The 16,164-nt window shown below is 66.3% G+C and carries 15 protein-coding genes and 1 pseudogene; 10 read left to right on the top strand and 6 right to left on the bottom strand.

Annotated features, from left to right (window positions below; genetic code table 11):
- Window positions 1–2: 2 nt before the first annotated feature.
- Genes H483_RS26910 through H483_RS26890 form a run of 5 tightly spaced genes read left to right on the top strand, consistent with a single transcriptional unit; the run spans window position 3 to window position 5,738 of the window.
- Complete coding sequence (locus H483_RS26910) at window positions 3–566, top strand: NADH-quinone oxidoreductase subunit J (RefSeq protein ID WP_017836398.1); 564 nt, start codon at window positions 3–5, stop codon at window positions 564–566.
- A complete protein-coding gene (locus tag H483_RS26905) occupies window positions 563–865 on the top strand; it encodes an NADH-quinone oxidoreductase subunit K (RefSeq protein ID WP_017836397.1) in 303 nt (100 codons plus the stop codon). The genes H483_RS26910 and H483_RS26905 overlap by 4 nt, the downstream gene beginning before the upstream one ends.
- Window positions 862–2,808: an NADH-quinone oxidoreductase subunit L gene (locus H483_RS26900; RefSeq protein ID WP_017836396.1), complete on the top strand. Its 1,947-nt coding sequence runs from the start codon at window positions 862–864 to the stop codon at window positions 2,806–2,808. The genes H483_RS26905 and H483_RS26900 overlap by 4 nt, the downstream gene beginning before the upstream one ends.
- 2 nt (window positions 2,809–2,810) lie before the next feature.
- Window positions 2,811–4,301: a NuoM family protein gene (locus tag H483_RS26895; protein ID WP_031264733.1), complete on the top strand. Its 1,491-nt coding sequence runs from the start codon at window positions 2,811–2,813 to the stop codon at window positions 4,299–4,301.
- A 21-nt stretch (window positions 4,302–4,322) separates the two neighbouring features.
- Window positions 4,323–5,738 carry an NADH-quinone oxidoreductase subunit N gene (locus H483_RS26890; RefSeq protein ID WP_042329325.1) on the top strand — a complete coding sequence of 472 codons (1,416 nt, stop codon included), beginning with the start codon at window positions 4,323–4,325 and terminating at the stop codon, window positions 5,736–5,738.
- A 174-nt stretch (window positions 5,739–5,912) separates the two neighbouring features.
- On the opposite strand, the gene H483_RS26885 is transcribed toward H483_RS26890, so the two are convergent.
- The 5 genes and pseudogenes from H483_RS26885 to H483_RS26870 all read right to left on the bottom strand — a co-directional run bounded on the left by H483_RS26885 (window position 5,913) and on the right by H483_RS26870 (window position 10,026).
- Complete coding sequence (locus H483_RS26885; protein WP_007626378.1) at window positions 5,913–6,341, bottom strand: four-helix bundle copper-binding protein; 429 nt, start codon at window positions 6,339–6,341, stop codon at window positions 5,913–5,915.
- A 110-nt stretch (window positions 6,342–6,451) separates the two neighbouring features.
- Window positions 6,452–6,652 (bottom strand): annotated as a pseudogene (locus H483_RS38520) (ATP-binding protein); the annotation flags it as partial.
- Entirely contained in the window at window positions 6,651–7,160 is a 510-nt protein-coding gene (locus H483_RS26880; protein ID WP_007626376.1) for a DUF2771 family protein, read from the bottom strand. The pseudogene H483_RS38520 and the gene H483_RS26880, both read right to left, overlap by 2 nt.
- Before the next feature lie 239 nt (window positions 7,161–7,399).
- Window positions 7,400–8,404: a c-type cytochrome biogenesis protein CcsB gene (gene ccsB, locus H483_RS26875; RefSeq protein ID WP_017836393.1), complete on the bottom strand. Its 1,005-nt coding sequence runs from the start codon at window positions 8,402–8,404 to the stop codon at window positions 7,400–7,402.
- On the bottom strand, window positions 8,401–10,026 hold the full coding sequence (locus tag H483_RS26870; RefSeq protein ID WP_017836392.1) for a cytochrome c biogenesis protein ResB: 1,626 nt from the start codon (window positions 10,024–10,026) through the stop codon (window positions 8,401–8,403). Before H483_RS26870 ends, ccsB begins: the two co-directional genes overlap by 4 nt.
- Window positions 10,027–10,363: 337 nt before the next feature.
- Between H483_RS26870 and H483_RS26865 the strand changes: the two genes are divergently transcribed.
- Both H483_RS26865 and H483_RS26860 read left to right on the top strand, forming a co-directional pair.
- The gene (locus tag H483_RS26865; RefSeq protein ID WP_017836391.1) at window positions 10,364–11,062 is read left to right on the top strand and encodes a response regulator transcription factor; all 699 of its coding nucleotides are present in this window, start codon (window positions 10,364–10,366) and stop codon (window positions 11,060–11,062) included.
- Window positions 11,059–12,216, top strand: coding sequence for a cell wall metabolism sensor histidine kinase WalK (locus H483_RS26860; protein ID WP_017836390.1), 1,158 nt, complete (start codon window positions 11,059–11,061; stop codon window positions 12,214–12,216). Before H483_RS26865 ends, H483_RS26860 begins: the two co-directional genes overlap by 4 nt.
- Window position 12,217: 1 nt before the next feature.
- Here H483_RS26860 and H483_RS26855 read toward each other — a convergent pair whose 3' ends face one another.
- Window positions 12,218–12,844, bottom strand: a complete 627-nt coding sequence (locus H483_RS26855; protein WP_031264729.1) for a M23 family metallopeptidase — start codon at window positions 12,842–12,844, stop codon at window positions 12,218–12,220.
- Window positions 12,845–13,430: 586 nt separating this feature from the next.
- Here H483_RS26855 and H483_RS26850 point away from each other — a divergent pair.
- The 3 genes from H483_RS26850 (at window position 13,431) to lnt (ending at window position 16,079) form a co-directional block, all read left to right on the top strand.
- Window positions 13,431–13,925, top strand: a complete 495-nt coding sequence (locus tag H483_RS26850; RefSeq protein ID WP_238556251.1) for a hypothetical protein — start codon at window positions 13,431–13,433, stop codon at window positions 13,923–13,925.
- Window positions 13,922–14,287: a cytochrome b5 domain-containing protein gene (locus tag H483_RS26845; protein ID WP_017836387.1), complete on the top strand. Its 366-nt coding sequence runs from the start codon at window positions 13,922–13,924 to the stop codon at window positions 14,285–14,287. Before H483_RS26850 ends, H483_RS26845 begins: the two co-directional genes overlap by 4 nt.
- A gap of 313 nt (window positions 14,288–14,600) precedes the next feature.
- A complete protein-coding gene (gene lnt, locus H483_RS38515; RefSeq protein ID WP_238556250.1) occupies window positions 14,601–16,079 on the top strand; it encodes an apolipoprotein N-acyltransferase in 1,479 nt (492 codons plus the stop codon).
- Window positions 16,080–16,164: the final 85 nt, after the last annotated feature.

Here is a 16,164-nt window from a genome sequence, read left to right as displayed (position 1 = left end):
CCGTGCTGGTCGGGATCGTGTTCTGGGTACTCGCTGTGGTGGCGGTGACCGCGGGGGCGGCCGTGTTCGTGGTGGACTCGATGGCCCGGGCCACCTACGCGCTGGCGGCATCGTTCATCGCCGTGGGGGTGATGATTTTGCTGCTGGGTCAGAGCTACCTGGGCATCATCACGATTCTGATGATGGTCATGGAGATGGCGGTGATGGCGGTCTACATGGTGATGTTCATGGGCATGAACCCGGCGCTGATGCCGATGGACATGACCCACGGGAAGAAGACCGCGATCGGCACCTCGGTCGGGGTCTTTGTGCTGCTGGCCGCCGGGGCGCTGCTGATCCCGTGGCCCGAGCGACGTGGCGCCCCACCCGAGGACCTCACCAACGCGCTGGGCCTGGAGATCATGGGCGAAAAGATGTTGGTGATGGCCGTGGTGGGCGCGGTCATGGTGGCCACCATCGTGGCCGGGATCGTCCTGGCCGCCGGGCGCACCCGCTACGACCGGCTCGGCGACGATCTGCGGCGCCGCCCGGCCGACGACCCCCAGCCGGGAGGTGTGGGTCGATGACCCTGGAGGCCGTTCTGGTGGTGGCCGCCGCCCTGTTCGCCGTCGGGCTCTACGGGGCCCTGTCCCAGCAGGTGGTGGTGATGGTGATGATGGGCCTGGAGTTGATGATCAACGGGGTGCTCCTGGCCGCCGCGGGGTTCTGGTGGTTCCTGGCCCCGGGCCCCTCCGGGCAGGTGCTGCTGCTGGTGGTGCTGGCGGCCATGACCGTGGAGATGGCCATGGGCTTTGCCGTGGCGACGCTGTTGCACCGCAAGCGGCAGACCGACATGACCGACATGGCCGAGGATCTCTCCGGATGACCGCCGACCAGACCTTGCTGCTGACCCTGGTGGTGCTCCCGGCTGCCGTGGGTGCGGTGCTCGCGCTGACCCGGGCGGAGCGGGTTGCGGCCCCGATCGCGGTATCGACCGCTGCCGTGACCGCGCTGCTGGCGGCTGTCGTCGCCGTTGCGCGGCCTGCGGTGGCGTTCCCGTTCATCGCCGGCGTCGACGTGGCATTGGAGGTCGACGCCCTGGCGGCGCTGACCCTGCCGATGGTCGCAGTGGTGACCCTTTTGGTGCTGGTTTTTGCGGCCGGCAACATCCGGGCGGCCCGGCCCCGCTTCCACGGGCTGATGCTGCTCTTCGCCGCCGCGGCCCTGATCACGGCCTCGGCCGCCAGCCTGCCGGCGCTGCTGTTTGCCTGGGAGTTGATGGGCGCGACCTCGTACGCGTTGATCGGGTTCTGGTGGCGGGACACCGACCGCGTCTCGGCCGGGCTCACGGCCTTCCTCACCACCCGTACCGCCGACCTGGGTCTCTACCTGGCCGCCGGCGCTGCCTTGGCCGGCGGCGCCGGTATGGGCCTGTCCGAGTTGCCGGCGGCGGAGAGCCCGTGGCGGCACGTGGTGGCGGCCGGGATCCTGGTGGCGGCACTGGGCAAGGCCGCGCAGCTGCCGTTCTCGTTCTGGCTCTCCGGCGCGATGAAGGGCCCCAGTCCGGTCAGCGCACTGCTGCACTCGGCGGCGATGGTGGCAATGGGCGGTTACCTGCTGCTGCGCGTGGAGCCGCTGCTCGCCTCCACCGGGTGGGCGGGCCCGGCCGCCGCGTGGATCGGGCTACTGACCGCGGTGGCGATGGGGATCGTGGCGTTGGCCCAACGGGATCTCAAACAGTTGCTGGCGGCGTCCACTGTGGCGCAGATGGGATTTGTGGTGCTGGCCGCCGGAGTGGGCGCGGTGAGCGGAGGTGCCGCCCAACTGGTGGCTCATGCCTCCACCAAGGCACTGCTGTTCCTCGCTGCCGGGGCGTGGCTCACCGCGTTGGGCACCGAGAAGCTCACGGAACTGCGCGGGGCGGGCCGCCGATGGCCGGTGGTGGGCGTGACCGCGACCGTGGGAGCCCTGGCCCTGGCCGGGATCGCGCCGCTGTCCCTGTGGGCGACCAAAGACGCGGTGCTGGCTGGAGCCCTGGAGACCTCGGCCTGGCTCTACGCCACAGGACTGGTGGCGGCGGCCCTGTCGGCGGCCTACTCCGGCAAGGTCCTATGGACGATCTGGCACCGCGGGGCCCAGGCCCGGGTCGAGGAGCCCACCGCCGGGCGGGAGGTCGGCGCAACGCAAGAGCTCGGCACCGGGCAGGTGGGGGCGCTCGAGCAGGCCCCGCTGGTCGTGCTGGCCGCGGGGGCGGCCGCGGTGTCGGTGTTGGCGCTGCCCCCGCTCAGCGGCGCCCTCGCCCAGGCGATGGGCGGGCACGGCGAGGTGACGGCGCTCGAGCTCGTGGTCTCGGCCGCCATCGCCCTGGCCGTGGTGCTGCTGATGCGACGTCTACGCGCCCCGGAACTCGGGTGGGCCGAGCGGTGGCTGGGGCTGGAGGCTGCTGCGCACGTTGTCGTCGTCGTTCCCGTCATGCGGTTGGCGCACCTCCTGGCCCGGTTCGACGACGCGGTCCTGGACCGCGCCGTGACCTCCGTGGCCGGGGCCGTCCCGATGCTGGCACGGTCCGTGGCGCGGTTCGACGAAGAGGTCCTCGACGCCGGAGTCGGAGCAGCCGCACGGGCCGCCCATACGGCCGGGCAGGGCGCGGCCCGCCTCGATGACGCCGTGGTCGACGGCGCCGTCGAGGGCCTGGCCGGTTGGGTTCGCCGACTCGGGCACCTGGCCCGCACCCCGCAGACCGGGGCCGTCCACCAGTACCTCCTGCAGGCCGTCGCGGTGCTCACCGTGGCCGTGGTGGCCTGGACCGTCTACGCAGTGATGGGATGAGCATGCTCAGTCTGATCGTCTTTCTCCCCTTGGCCGCCGCCGCCGTCCTGGCCGCGGTGCCGGCGATCGGGCCGGCGGCCGCGCGATGGGCGTGGATCGCGGTGAGCGTGCTGGAAGTGCTGCTGGTTGCCGTGGTGTGGGCCGGCTACAAGGACCCGGGACCGAACGGGCTGGCGTTCGAGGAGCAGGTGCCGTGGATCCCGGGGGTGGGCAGCAGTTACCACGTGGGCATCGACGGGCTGTCCCTGCCGCTGGTGGCGATGACGGTCGTGGTGTTCTTGGCGTGCGCTGTGTACTGCCTGCGGGATTCGGACCGGCCGCGCGTGCAGGCGGCGCTATTTTTGTTCCTGCAGAGCATGAGCCTCGGCGTGTTCGTTTCGGCCGACCTGATCCTGTTCTTCGTCTTTTTTGACCTGTCGATCGTGGGAATGTACTTCATCATCGCCGGGTGGGGCCACGGCAATGCGGCCCGGTCGGCGCTGAAGTTCTTCCTCTACACGTTCCTGGGGTCGCTGGCCCTGCTGCTGGGTTTCATCGGGCTGTATGTGTTCTCGGCGCCCCACACCTTTGACATCCCCGAGCTGGTCGCCGCACCCCCGCTGGCCGGTGAGCCGCTCGCCGGGGGGCTGGTGCTGGCGGCGATCCTGGTGGGCTTGGCCGTCAAGACCCCCACCGTGCCGTTCCACACCTGGCTTCCCCCGGCCCACACCGACGCCCCGGCCGCCGGCTCGGCCGTCCTGGCGGGGGTGTTGCTGAAGATGGGCGCGTACGGCTTCGTGCGGATCGCCATGCCGATGCTGCCCGAGGTCTGGCGGGCGTGGGCCTGGGTGATCGTGGCCGTGGGAATCGTCTCCGTGCTCTACGGCGCACTGGTGGCGCTTGCCCAGACCGACCTCAAGCGGATGATCGCCTACACCTCCGTCAACCACATGGGCTACATCGTCCTGGCCCTGGGTGCGGCCGGGCTGCTGGTGGAGGGTGCCGAGCAGGCCCGGTCCGTGGCGGTCACCGGCGCGATGGTGCAGATGGTCAGCCACGGACTGATCACCGCCGCCCTGTTCTTGCTGGCCGGGGTCATGCAGAGCCGGGCCGGGACCTACGACCTGGGTTCCTATGGCGGGCTGGCCGACCCCGCCCCGCGGTACGCGGCGCTGTTCGCGATCGGCGCCTTTGCCTCCCTGGGCCTGCCCGGGTTCTCCGGGTTCATAGCCGAGTTCCAGATCTTCGCCGGCAGCGTGGCCGTGGCCCCGGTGACCGCAGTGGCGCTAGTGGGCATCGTGATCACCGCCGCCCTGTTCCTGCGGGCCCTGCAGCGGGTCTTCACCGGGCCCGCCGCCGGGCGCTCCCCCGGGTTCGCGGACCTGCGGGCGCACGAGCTGTGGTCGGCCGGCCCTCTGCTGGCGCTGTCCGTGCTGATCGGAGTGCTGCCGCTGGTGCTGCTCGGGGTGATCGAGCCGAGCTCGGCCGCCCTCGTGGAACTGGTGGGACGGTAACCCGTGGACGCCTCCATGCAGATGAGCCCCGGGCTGCTGCTGCCCGAGATCATCGTCTTTACCGGCGGATTGGCGGTGCTACTGGGCGGATCGTTCCTCCCCCGGCAGCGCCAGTGGATCGCCCGCGCCGCGGCCGCCCTGGCGCTACTGGGCGCCGCGACCGCCGCCGCGGTGGCTATGGCCGGGCCTGCGCAAAGCGCCTTTGCGGGTACCTTTGCCGTGGACACCGCCACCGGCGCCGCACGGGTGATAGCCACCCTGGCCACCCTGCTGATCCTGGGGGTGGCCTCCGGGGAGCTCAAGGACTCCCCGCGCGAATCCGACACCTACGCCCTGCTGCTCTTCGCCACCGCCGGGGTGATGGTCCTGGCCGGGATCACCGACCTGTTGGTGCTGATCGTGGGATTCCTGCTGGCCAGCATCCCGCTGTACGGGATCATCGGACTCACCGGCGGCCGCTTGGGCGCCGAGGCGGCGGTCAAGACCTACCTCATGGGGGCGCTGTCCGGGATCCTGCTGATGCTGGGCGTCACCGTGCTCTATGCCCTGGCCGGAGGCACCGACTACGCCCTGCTCCGGGAGGCGTTGCCCACCGCACCGGACGCCGCCGTGGGGACAGGCATCCTGGGGGTGCTGGCCGGGCTGCTGTTCAAGGCCGGCGGGGTGCCGATGCACTTCTGGGTGCCCGACGCCGCCCAGGGCTCCGGGGTCACCGCCGCCACGTTCCTGACCACCGTGCCCAAGGTGGGCGCGCTGGTGGCCGTGTACCGGTTGGTGGCCACGGTCTCCGCCGAAGAGCACTCCTGGTTGCTCGTCGCCGCCCTACTGGCCACCGCCTCGATGTTCCTGGGCAACCTGGCCGCCTACTGGCAGACCGATCCCCGCCGGCTACTGGGCTGGTCGACCGTGGCGCAGGTGGGGTTCCTGCTGGTGCCCGTGGCCGCAGCCGGGCGCAGCGACCTGGCCCTGCCCTCGCTGTTGTTCTACCTGGCCGCCTACGCCGTGACCAACGTCGCCGCCTTTGCCGTGACCGCTGCCCTGCCCGAGCACCGGACGCTCGCCGAATACCGCGGGCTGGCCCGCTCCCGCCCAGGGTTGGGACTGACCGTGCTGGTGGCGCTGCTGGGGCTGGTGGGCACCCCGCCCCTGGCGATCTTCGTGGGCAAACTGACCACCGCCACCGCCGCCTGGGACGGCGGTCACGGGTGGCTGGCTCTGGTGGTGGTGGTCAACAGCGTGATCAGCCTCTTCTACTACCTGCGCTGGTTCGCCCCCGTCTTCGCCCGACCCGACTCCCAAGCCGCCGAGTTCCCCGGACGCGGCGGGATGGCCGCCTGGCCGGCCGTCACGGCCGCGGTCGCCGCGACCGCGAGCCTGGCGCTGGGCGTCCTGGCCGGTGTCCTGTGGGCTGCCCTCGACGGCCCCGGGATCCTGTAGGGCTGGGAGCGGCAGCCTTCCCCAGCCGGAAGGGGCGTCGAGTAGGTGCGGGAGGGAGCCGGGGGCCGTACAGGAGAGCCCGCTTATAGGAGAGAACCCCCTAGATCGTCGGTTGTCGCCGTAGGACCTAAGTCGCACACCCAGTCGAGCAACGACTACAGCGGCGCCGCGGGTTCAGCCAATGGCGCTGAGGAGGTCGCTGCAGGCCTTTTCGCAACGACGGCAGGCGTCAGCACACAGCTTGCAGTGCTCGTGCATGTCGGCGTGAGCCTCGCAGTCTTCGGCGCAAGTAGCGCACGCGGCACGGCAGGCCTTGAGCAACTCGGTGACCACGGTCAGGTTGCTGCCCGTTCGGCGACTCAGGACGGAAGCGGTGGCGACGCAGACATCGGCGCAGTCGAGATTGGTACGGATGCAGTTCCGCAGGTCGGCAACCGCCTCTTCTGCCAAGCAGGCGTCCGCGCCGTGCGGGGAATCAAGGTAGGTCCGGTGCCAGCGACGCATGAATCGTGGCCCCAGGCCGGGGAAGAAACCGGCCGGTAGCTGTTCAACGTGCAACTGCGCGGTCGCGCCGAGATCAGCGATCGTGGCGTACCGCAGCACGAGATCGTCCTCCGTCGCCGGTCCCGGCCGTGGGCAAGGCGCCGTCCGCGCACGGTAGAGCAGGCGGTAGCGCCACGTCGGTCGACACATAAGCTGACTCCCTTCTTCGGTCAAATCAGACCGGGCCCGGCCACTTGCGCGCCGGAAATGCCGGCTCGGTTAGTGGGAGAGCGGCCAGAGCTCGGAAACTCGACAGTGAAACTTGCATCTCGGCCGGGCCCGTCACTGTGCGCTCGAATGTTCCCGCCGTGGGCTTCGACGAGTGCGCGAGTGATGGTCAGGCCGATACCGCTGCCGCCACTGGGGCGCTCAGTCCTCGTAGACGAAGGACACGGACCATTCGCCGTTGAGGATCGACGGCTCACCGGCTTTGTCATAGAAGATCGGGACCGACCGGATGGCTAGGCCCTCGATGGGGCCATGCTCCGGGGTGCTCACCGGAATGAGTAGCTCGCCGGCACCGCCAGCCTCGACGATGTACTCGTTGGTACCGCCCTGACGCACCTCGTAGACGTTCATCGTCGACTCGCGCAGCTCGGTGGACAATCGGACGGTCAGTGTGTGCTCGCTGCGCACCACGAATTCGGGCACCGGGTTGGTGAAGGAGTTGCCGTCCAGGTCGGTCGCGGTGAAGGGCAGAGCCTTGACGGTGCTGCGGTCGGTGGCCACGGTGATCTCCGACAGCACACCGAACCGGGCTTCCGACCCCTTCCACGCCCCCAGGATGGCGGCGATCATGATGATCATCCACGCCAGGATCGCCCAGGTGGCCGGGCGGACACGGCGGCCGGTCAGTTCGGATTCATTGCGGGAGCTCACAGTTTCGTTCTGCCGATCTCTTCGTAGTCGGACTCAGGGAGCCACCGGCTTCCCCGAGGTGCCGCGAACGGTTCCACCTAGCCCAGTGTGGTTACCCGGCTCGCCTCGCACGGTGCCAAAAAGCGTCTCCTGCCCGAGTCGGACCGGGGCGATAGCCGGCCCCGCTTCTTTCATTTCGCGGAGTTGGATGCTGCGCTTTCTAAAGCAGATATCGAGGCTGCGAAGTGCTCCTCAACCGTTCAGTTCAGGCCAGCATAGGAGTGCAGACCGGAGACCACGATGTTGATAAAGAACAGATTGAAGATGAGCACCGCAAACCCGGCGAGGTTGATCCAAGCGGCCTTCTTGGGGCCCCAGCCACTGGTGGCACGGGCGTGCAGATAGCCGGCGTAAAGGACCCAAGAGACGAAGGAGGCAGTCTCTTTGGGGTCCCAGCCCCAGAAGCGACCCCACGCGCCCTCGGCCCAGACAGCGCCCAGCAGGATGCCCACGCTGTAGATCGGGAATGCGATCACAGCGGTGCGATAGGCCAGTCGGTCGAGAGTGTCGGCATGCGGTAGTGGGCGGGAAAGCCCAGAGCTCCAGCCCGTTTCCTGACCCTGCGGTTGCCACACCCGGATCAGGTACATGATCGAGGCGACGCCGGATATCAGCAGTATGGCCGATCCCAGCGAGATGATCGAGACGTGGATGGGCAGCCAGTACGACTGCAGTGCCGGCACGACGGGAGAGGCTTCGGAATACAGGTTGGTGCCGCCGAAAAACAGCAGGATCAGAACCGGTACCAGTACGAATGGCCAGGCCACCTGCAGGGCCGGCTTGCGCAGGAAAATCAGCCCGGCGCCCACTCCCAGCAGCGTGGTGGCCAGAATGAACTCGTACATGTTGCCCCACGGGAAGCGACCTGTGGCCACCCCGCGCAGGATCAGCGCAGCCGCTTGGAAGAGGAAGGCGATGATGATGAATAGCTGTGCGATCCGTGCCCAGCGGACACTGCCTGCGGACTCACGGTCCTCGTCTCCGGTGTCGGTGAGAGAGGTTGATTCTGTGAGCCCGGGCCCACCGGCACCCACTAGGTTCCGGCTTGATTTAGTCACCTTGGCTACCCGGAATCCGGCGTAGTAGATCAACGATGCGACAAGCGCCAGCACGTATAGACCGAACGCGGACCTATACGCCAGGTCGCTGTAGGTGGAGAGCGTCTCGTTGACAGGCAGTCCCTGCGCGAGAATCACAGTGTTCACCGGATGTTGTCCTTCCACGAAGCGTCGGGGTCGGCGCCTCGACTAGATGCAGTGTCGCCAGGTTCGGGCAAGACGGGTGTAGCAGTAGCAATGGTGGCCAGCCGGTCCCGGAGGTCGTCGAATTCCCGGCCCCAGCCCGATCTGTCCGTCTTAGCGAGGCCACCCAGGTCGACGCGGGTCGCCTGGGCCCCGTCGACAATGACCCGTGCCCAGATCCTTCGGCGACGGACCATCAACGACAGGACGAGTCCACCCACCATGACGGCAGCGAACACGCCCACCCAGATCTGAGTAGGGTCCTCCGAGACCTGGATGTTGATGAACTCGTCGGCTCCATCGAAGCGAACCTCGGTGCCATCGGGCAGGGTCGTGGATTCGCCGGGCATGAGGTTGACGCGGGCCCTACGCTCCAACGCGCCCGACTCCATTAGGTCGGGGTCCAGCGAGAAGATCGACTGTGCGCCGCCATTGTCCAGGCCGGCGTTGCCCTGGTAGACGTCGATCGCCACCGCCGGGTCGTCCATCCGCGGGAAACGGGAGCTGAGTATGTTGCCGTCGAACGAGGCGGTCGGTGCGAACAGCCCCTGGATGGCGATCTGCTGCTCGAGGCGGTCGTCGATGTCCGGGTACATGCCGGCTGGCGGATCAAAGCGCATGATGCCGGAGGAGAGAAAAGTCAACAGGTCCGTCGGTTGCCACTGCACTGTGTCTGTACGGGTCTCGCCGTTGGGGAACGTGACCGTGAACGTGGGCGCGAAGCCGTGACCTTGGAGGTAGACACGGGTGCCGCCGATGCGCAGCGGGTGGTTGACCTGCAATGTGTAGGGATCCCATGTGTCTGGATCGGTGGTGGTGACCTCCTCACTGAAGCGAATGTTGGAGGTGAACATCTCCGCCTGGCCATTGGGTAGATAGTCGGTACGGAAGTCTTCGACCTTGATACAGAACGGCGCCAAATCAGTGCCGTCTACCAGCAGACCAGCCCGGAAGGAGTCGTACGCACTAGGCGTGGTGTTGCAGAAGGCCGGCGCTTCCTCGTTGGCGATGATCACCCGCATGCCCTCCGCGTACACGAACTTGCCGGCCGCGAACGCGATCAGCAGGAACAGCAAGCCGAAGTGGAATACGATGTTGCCCACCTCGCGCGCATACCCGCGCTCCGCGGACAACTCGATGCTGCCCGACACGCGACCGTCCCCGTTGTTGCGACGGACCCGCCAGCCCTTGAGGCTCTTTTGGACCTGGTCCGCGGCCTGCTCCGGCGTGGCCGTGGTCCGGTACGCCGCATGATGCGGCAGGCGTGCAAGGTTACGCGGGGCAAGCGGCGGCGGGGCCTTGAGTTGTTTGACCAGATCAATCGACCGCGGTGTCAGGCAGCCCACCAGCGATATAAACAGCAACACGTACACGGCTGTGAACCACCAGCTGGAGAACACGTCGAACAGCTGGAGCTTGTCAAAGAACTCCCCCAGCCAGCCGTTGTCCGCGATGTACTGATTGACGTTTCCCTGGTTGAGGCTGCGCTGCGGCAGGAGTGCCCCCGGTATCGCCGCCACCGCCAGCAGAAATAGCAGAATCAATGCCGTGCGCATCGCGGTGAGAGTGCGCCATGAGTTGCGCATGAACGCGGTGACCGGAGCTATCCTAGGCACTGATTTGAGTCCCCTCTGCCGTTCCCGGTGCGACGAGCCGGATCGAGGGGCAGCTCCGGTGGGGCGTCGCCGGCTTCATAGCATCATCAGCACCGCTCTAGCACGCATAGTCACATCTGGAGATTGTCCTTCGCCGACCCCATTGATCCGGTCGGGGTTTGATGAAGGTCTGATCAAGATCGAGCACGCGGTAGGCGCCAGTGGCAGACCTACGACGATGATTGGCCTTATGTCCACATCCGATTCTCGAGACGCCGGACCTGAAGGTGAGTCACCGACCACTCGCGCGACCGCAGGGTTGCGGGCGATGGTCGTCGAAGACGAGCGTGAGCTCGCCGACCTCATCGGTACCTATCTGACTCGTGACGGCTTCGACCTCACGGTCGTTCATGACGGGCAGGACGCAGTCGACCTGATCCGGCAAGTCGATCCCGACGTCGTCGTGCTAGACCTCGGTCTTCCGCGGCTGGACGGCGTCGAAGTATGCCGCCAGTTGCGCACCTTCTCCGATGCGTATGTCGTCATGCTCACCGCCCGCACCGAGGAGGTCGACACCCTCATCGGACTGTCCGTGGGAGCCGACGACTACATGACCAAACCGTTCAGCCCACGAGAGCTCATGGCCCGCATCCAGGTCATGCTGCGCCGTCCTCGATCGTCTACGGCCTTACGCTCCCCGTCTGCGGCCTCCGATCACAGAGAGCTGCGAAGGATTGGGGCACTGGCAATCGACGTCGAAGGCCGCGAGGTCACCGTCGACACCACCCCGATCCAGTTGACCAGGACCGAGTTCGACCTCTTGGCGGCACTGACGCGAGACCCCGGCTTGGTGCTGTCCCGGACGCAGTTGATCAATGCGATCTGGGGGCCCGACTGGGTCGGCGACACGCACCTTGTTGATGTCCACATCGCGCACCTGAGACGCAAGCTCGGAGACACTGCGTCCCGGGGCGCATACATCCGCACCGTCCGCGGTGTCGGCTACCGCACCGGAGATGGTCAGTGAGCCGGATCGATCTGGGTGACAACGTGACGCGCCTCAAGCGGTGGTTCACCACTGCCACCTTCGGTACCCGGCTACTGGCGGCGCTCGCTTTTGTGATGATCGGTTTCGCAGTCAGTGCCTGGGTCGTCGCCGCAATACTTGCCCCCGGAATCTTCCACGAGCATCTGGAGATGGCCGGACTGTCACAGAACTCCTCCGAAGCAGCCCATATGGAGGAGGCATTCAACTCGTCAATGATGCTGTCTTGGTCGATCGCACTGGCGGTATCGGTGATCTTGTCGCTGGCTGTCAGCGGCTACATCGCCCGCCGCGTTCAACGATCGATCACCCCGGTCACCCGATCAGTCCAGCAGATCTCCGGTGGACAATACGACTCACGAGTACACGAGCCGAGAATAGGTCGTGAATTCGACGATCTTGTCGCCAGCTTCAACGAACTGGCACGACGACTAGATGCCACCGAAACCACACGCCGACGGATGCTCTCAGATCTCGCACACGAGTTGCGGACTCCCCTGGCCACGCTCGAATCCCACCTTGAGGCAATCGAAGACGGCGTCCGTGCACTCGACGACGACACGCTGCGCATTCTGCGAACCGCGACTGGTCGGCTAGGCCGGCTCGCTCACGACGTCAGCGCGGTGTCCCGAGCCGAAGAACACCTCACGCGTCTCATCCCCATCGGTACCGACACTCGCAGCATCATCGCGGCCGCGATCGACGCCCTGCGCCCCGAGTACTCGCACAAAAATGTGCTGCTCCAAGCACGTATTGATCAGGCAATACCGATCACTGTCGACAGTGATCGAATCAACCAGGTCCTGACCAACCTTTTGCACAACGCGCTCCGCCACACCGACTCAGGTGGGATGGTCACCGTCACCAGTCGCCTACACAACGGGAACGTGGAGATCACTATCGCCGACACTGGAGAAGGCATCGCAGCGCAGCACCTCGACCACATTTTTGACCGCTTCTACCGCGTCGACACCGCACGCGACCGGGCACACGGAGGAAGCGGCATCGGACTCACCATTACTCGCGCACTGGTCGAAGCCCACGAAGGCCATATCCGCGTTCACAGCGACGGGCTCGGCCGCGGCGCCCGATTCACGATCTCCTTACCGCAGACCCCGGCTCACTCCAAGGGCTGACTCAGTTGGTCGCGATACCGTTTTCCCGGAGCCACTCGATGGGGTCGGCGCGCTCCCGTCCCTCGTTCAACCACACCTCGAAGTGCAAGTGCGACCCGGTGGAAAAGCCACGACTTCCCATGAGGGCAATCGTCTGTCCAGCCTGTACACGCTGGCCGGTGGACACGAGAACCTCTTCCATGTGTCCATAAACGGTCATCGTGCCCTCATCCGACAGCAGTCGGACCCAATTGCCGAACCCTTGCGCCGGGCCGGCATCGATGACGGTCCCGTCAGTGGCCGCCACGATCGGGGTTCCGATCGCGTTTGCGATATCGATGCCGCCGTGGAGCGAGCCCCAGCGTTGGCCGAACTCAGACGTGAGGGTCCCGACTGTCGGCATCGCTGCTGTTGGACGGCGCGCGGTCTCCTCGGCAACTTGCCGGCGAGCGTCGATTTCGGTGCCTGCCGCCAATGACGACACCATGGCGGCAGCGCTCTCCAGCGGGAGGTCGCCTTGCACCGCAACGGGCCCAGGCAGTTCAGCCGGGGGAAGGGCTATGTCTCCAGACTGGCCAGCAGGACTGATCGACTCCTCGTGCGCGATGAGGTGAATGTGCTCACCACCAGCCTCTGTGTGCTGGTCCACTAGAAAACTTATCGAGGACACGATGGCCCCGGCGGCGACCGTGACGACGACGACCTGATCGCGTAACTCGGGCCGGGCGGAGGGTTGGCGATGCGTACCGCCACCTCGAGGGCGACCCGAACTCGCCCAGATGTCGACAGTTGAAGGGTGTTCCTTGCGGTGTGCACGTCTTCGCTCCACTGCCGCCGTGTCTCCCCTGCCGCTATGTCGTGATGGTTTCGTGATGTGACTTCTGCTCGAACTTAGACGAGCAGAGTCCGCCGTCGCAAGAAGTGGGGGCCTGCACGCCCGTGTCGAAGAACGACCGGGAGCGGCCCCCACCAGCGTGCATCGTGCCTAGAGTCTCCCTCTGACCACAGCCTCTGGCAGCGTTCATCAAGCTGCCTGTTGCGAGTGTCAGGGACTACGTGGGCGACATGGGAAGGCCTTCGGAAGCTGGACGTCCTGACAGGCTTCACCCAGGTTCACCCCAACTGGCCGCGCACCAAATCAGCAGCGCGTCAGCGACCGTCACGTCCGGGATCTTGATCAGACCTTCATCAAACCCCGACCGAATCAAGAGGTCAGCACAGCACAATCTCCAGATGTGACAGTGCGTGCGGCATTGGGGGACAAGTGGGGCGGGTCGCCGGCCGCCTCCCACCACGAAGAAGTGGACGAGCAGCTCGAGAAAGGGAAAGTGTCGCGATCACAAGATTTACAGATTTCCGGACGATTGTTGTTGCTCGCACGAGCGGTGGCGTTAGTGACAGTCAGCGCCGTCGGACTCCTCTTCACTTCGGCAGGGGTGCTGGTCCAGGACGGCACCAGTCTGGACGTCCACAGCTCGGCCGCCATCGCCCTTCATGTCCTCACCGGCGTGCTGGCTCTGGTTCTAGGGTGGCGCGCGTGGGCTACACGGCGAGGTCGCTGGGCTGCAGTCGTCGCCCTCGTCCTGTTCGGGGCCACGTTCGCCCAAGCGAGCTTAGGGGGCAGTTCGACCTTGGCATTTCACATCGGCGTAGCACTGGTGCTCACGGTCCTGTGTACGTGGCTGGCCGCCTGGACTTTCGGTAGATCACTATACGAGGAGATCGAATGAGACTGCGCAGGACACTCACCGCCTCCGGCTCCACCGCCGCCCTGCTCCTAGCTGTGGGCTGCGCCGGGAACGACACGGGCGCGCCAGAGCAGGCAGAGCAGCTCCAGACGGGCGAGAGAGCCGAGAAACAGGTCACGATGGCCGAGGTCCAGCAGAACGATTCGACCGACTCGTGTTGGACCGTGATCGAGAACATCGTCTACGACCTCACCGCGTGGGTCGACCAACACCCGGGCGGGCCGGACCGGATCGAGCAGCTGTGCGGCACAGACGGGACAGAGAGTTTCACCGACCAGCACAGTGGAGCGTCCCAGCCACAATCGCGGCTCGCCGAGTTCCAGATCGGCCAGCTCGCCGGGTGACCCGGCAGATATGCTTCCGATCCGCTCTGTGCGTCCCGGTCGGAGGCATGTGCCGGGCCCCGCTCCGGGGCCGCGCGCGTGGACTCAGCGAGGCCGTGAACGGGTTCGATTCGCTCCCCCCGCGACCTCTGCGGAAGACGAGAGCGCACCTCGCGAGCGTGACATGACAACACGACAGAAGAACCGTGGGCCGCAATCGGTGGTGCTGCCAGCAGTCGGCCTCAGGATGGGCGGGGTTACCCGAAATCAACCGTGGTCAACGCCTTCTCGGCGGTGGCTAAATAGTCACCCCGTCGGCCGTGCGCTTGGTCGAATGGTGTCGTCATTGGGCGCAGGAATACTGCTGTACACCAGTTTCCCGCCTCTATCCTTGTGGTTTCTCGCCCCGGCCGGTCTTGCCATTTTGGTTCTGGCGGTCCGAGGGATCGGCGTGCGCGGCGCATTCGGATTGGGATACCTGGCTGGTCTCGGGTTCTTCGTACCTTTACTGCCCTGGGTGGGGGTTTATGTCGGCGCTGTCCCCTGGCTAGCATTAGCGGCGCTACAGGCCGTGGCAGTCGCTGTCTTCGCTGGGGCCACCGCACTGGTGGCGCGGCTGCCCGGGGCTGCACTGTGGATCGCGTGCTGCTGGGTGGCCACCGAAGCCGTTCGAGCGCGCCTGCCCTTCGGCGGGTTTCCCTGGGGCCGGCTGGCGTTCGGTCAGACTGATGGACCATTACTGGCGATCGCTCAGATCGCTGGGGCGCCAGGGGTGAGCCTGTCCGTTGCACTGGGGGGCAGCGCGACGGCTGCAGTGGTCGTCGGACTTGCTCGGCGCTCCGCCTGGCGCTCGGTGTCGCTGCTCGGGTCGGTGCTTGTGACCGCCTCTGCACTCGGCTCGATGCCCGTCCCTACCGCAGCGATCACCACCCCCTCTAAAGCGGTTGCCCTAGTCCAGGGCAACGTGCCCCGACTCGGTCTGGATTTCAACGCGCAACGGCGCGCTGTACTGGACAATCATGTGGCTCGTACCGACGCTCTCGCCGCCGAGGTCGCCGCGGGAGTGAAGCCCGCACCAGATCTAATAATCTGGCCGGAGAACGCATCAGACATCGACCCGTTTCGCAATGCCGACGCTGCAGAGCGGATCGATGCGGCCACAGAGACGATCGGCGCTCCGATCCTTGTGGGGGCGGTGGTGTCCACTGGCTCCGGTACCACCCGAAATGCAGCGCTGGTGTGGGAGCAAGGAACAGGACCTGGCGATGCGCACGACAAAAGACGCCTGGTTCCATTTGGTGAATATCTGCCAATGCGATCGATCGTGAGCAAGCTTTCGCCTTATGCCGCGCAGGCGGGCAACTTCGTGCCCGGTAACGGCGATGGTGTGGTGACCATCGATGAGACACCGCTCGCTGTGGCCACCTGTTATGAGGTCGCGTTCGATAATCTGGTATCCGAGTCGGTTCGGTCGGGGGCGCAGTTGATCGCGGTACCAACGAACAATGCAACCTTCGGCGATACCGACATGACCTATCAGCAGCTGGCGATGTCGCGGCTGCGCGCTGTCGAACACAACCGCACGGTGGTGGTAGCAGCCACCAGCGGTGCCAGCGCGATTATCGCGGCGAATGGCGATGTCCTCGAGCAGACCGAAATGTTCACTGCCGATGCCCTCGTCGCACAGGTCCCGCTCAATACCGAGTTCACACTTGCCACCCGATTACGTTCAATTCCTGAACTCATCATCACGGTCACCGCAGTATTCGCGATGCTGGTGGGGTGGATTGCTAGCCGCCGTCGGCGGGGCTGAGATCCCCGGCCATGAGTGCGCGCCGATATCGGGAGCGGACCCGTCGTCGGCCGGGCCGGCTGCAGGTGTTTGGGACGCCTTTCGG

It is taken from the genome of Dietzia sp. UCD-THP (assembly GCF_000349585.1).
GTDB classification, from domain to species: domain Bacteria; phylum Actinomycetota; class Actinomycetes; order Mycobacteriales; family Mycobacteriaceae; genus Dietzia; species Dietzia natronolimnaea_A.
Note: the sequence above shows the minus strand (reverse complement) of the source record. Positions and strands in the feature narration are given on the sequence as shown.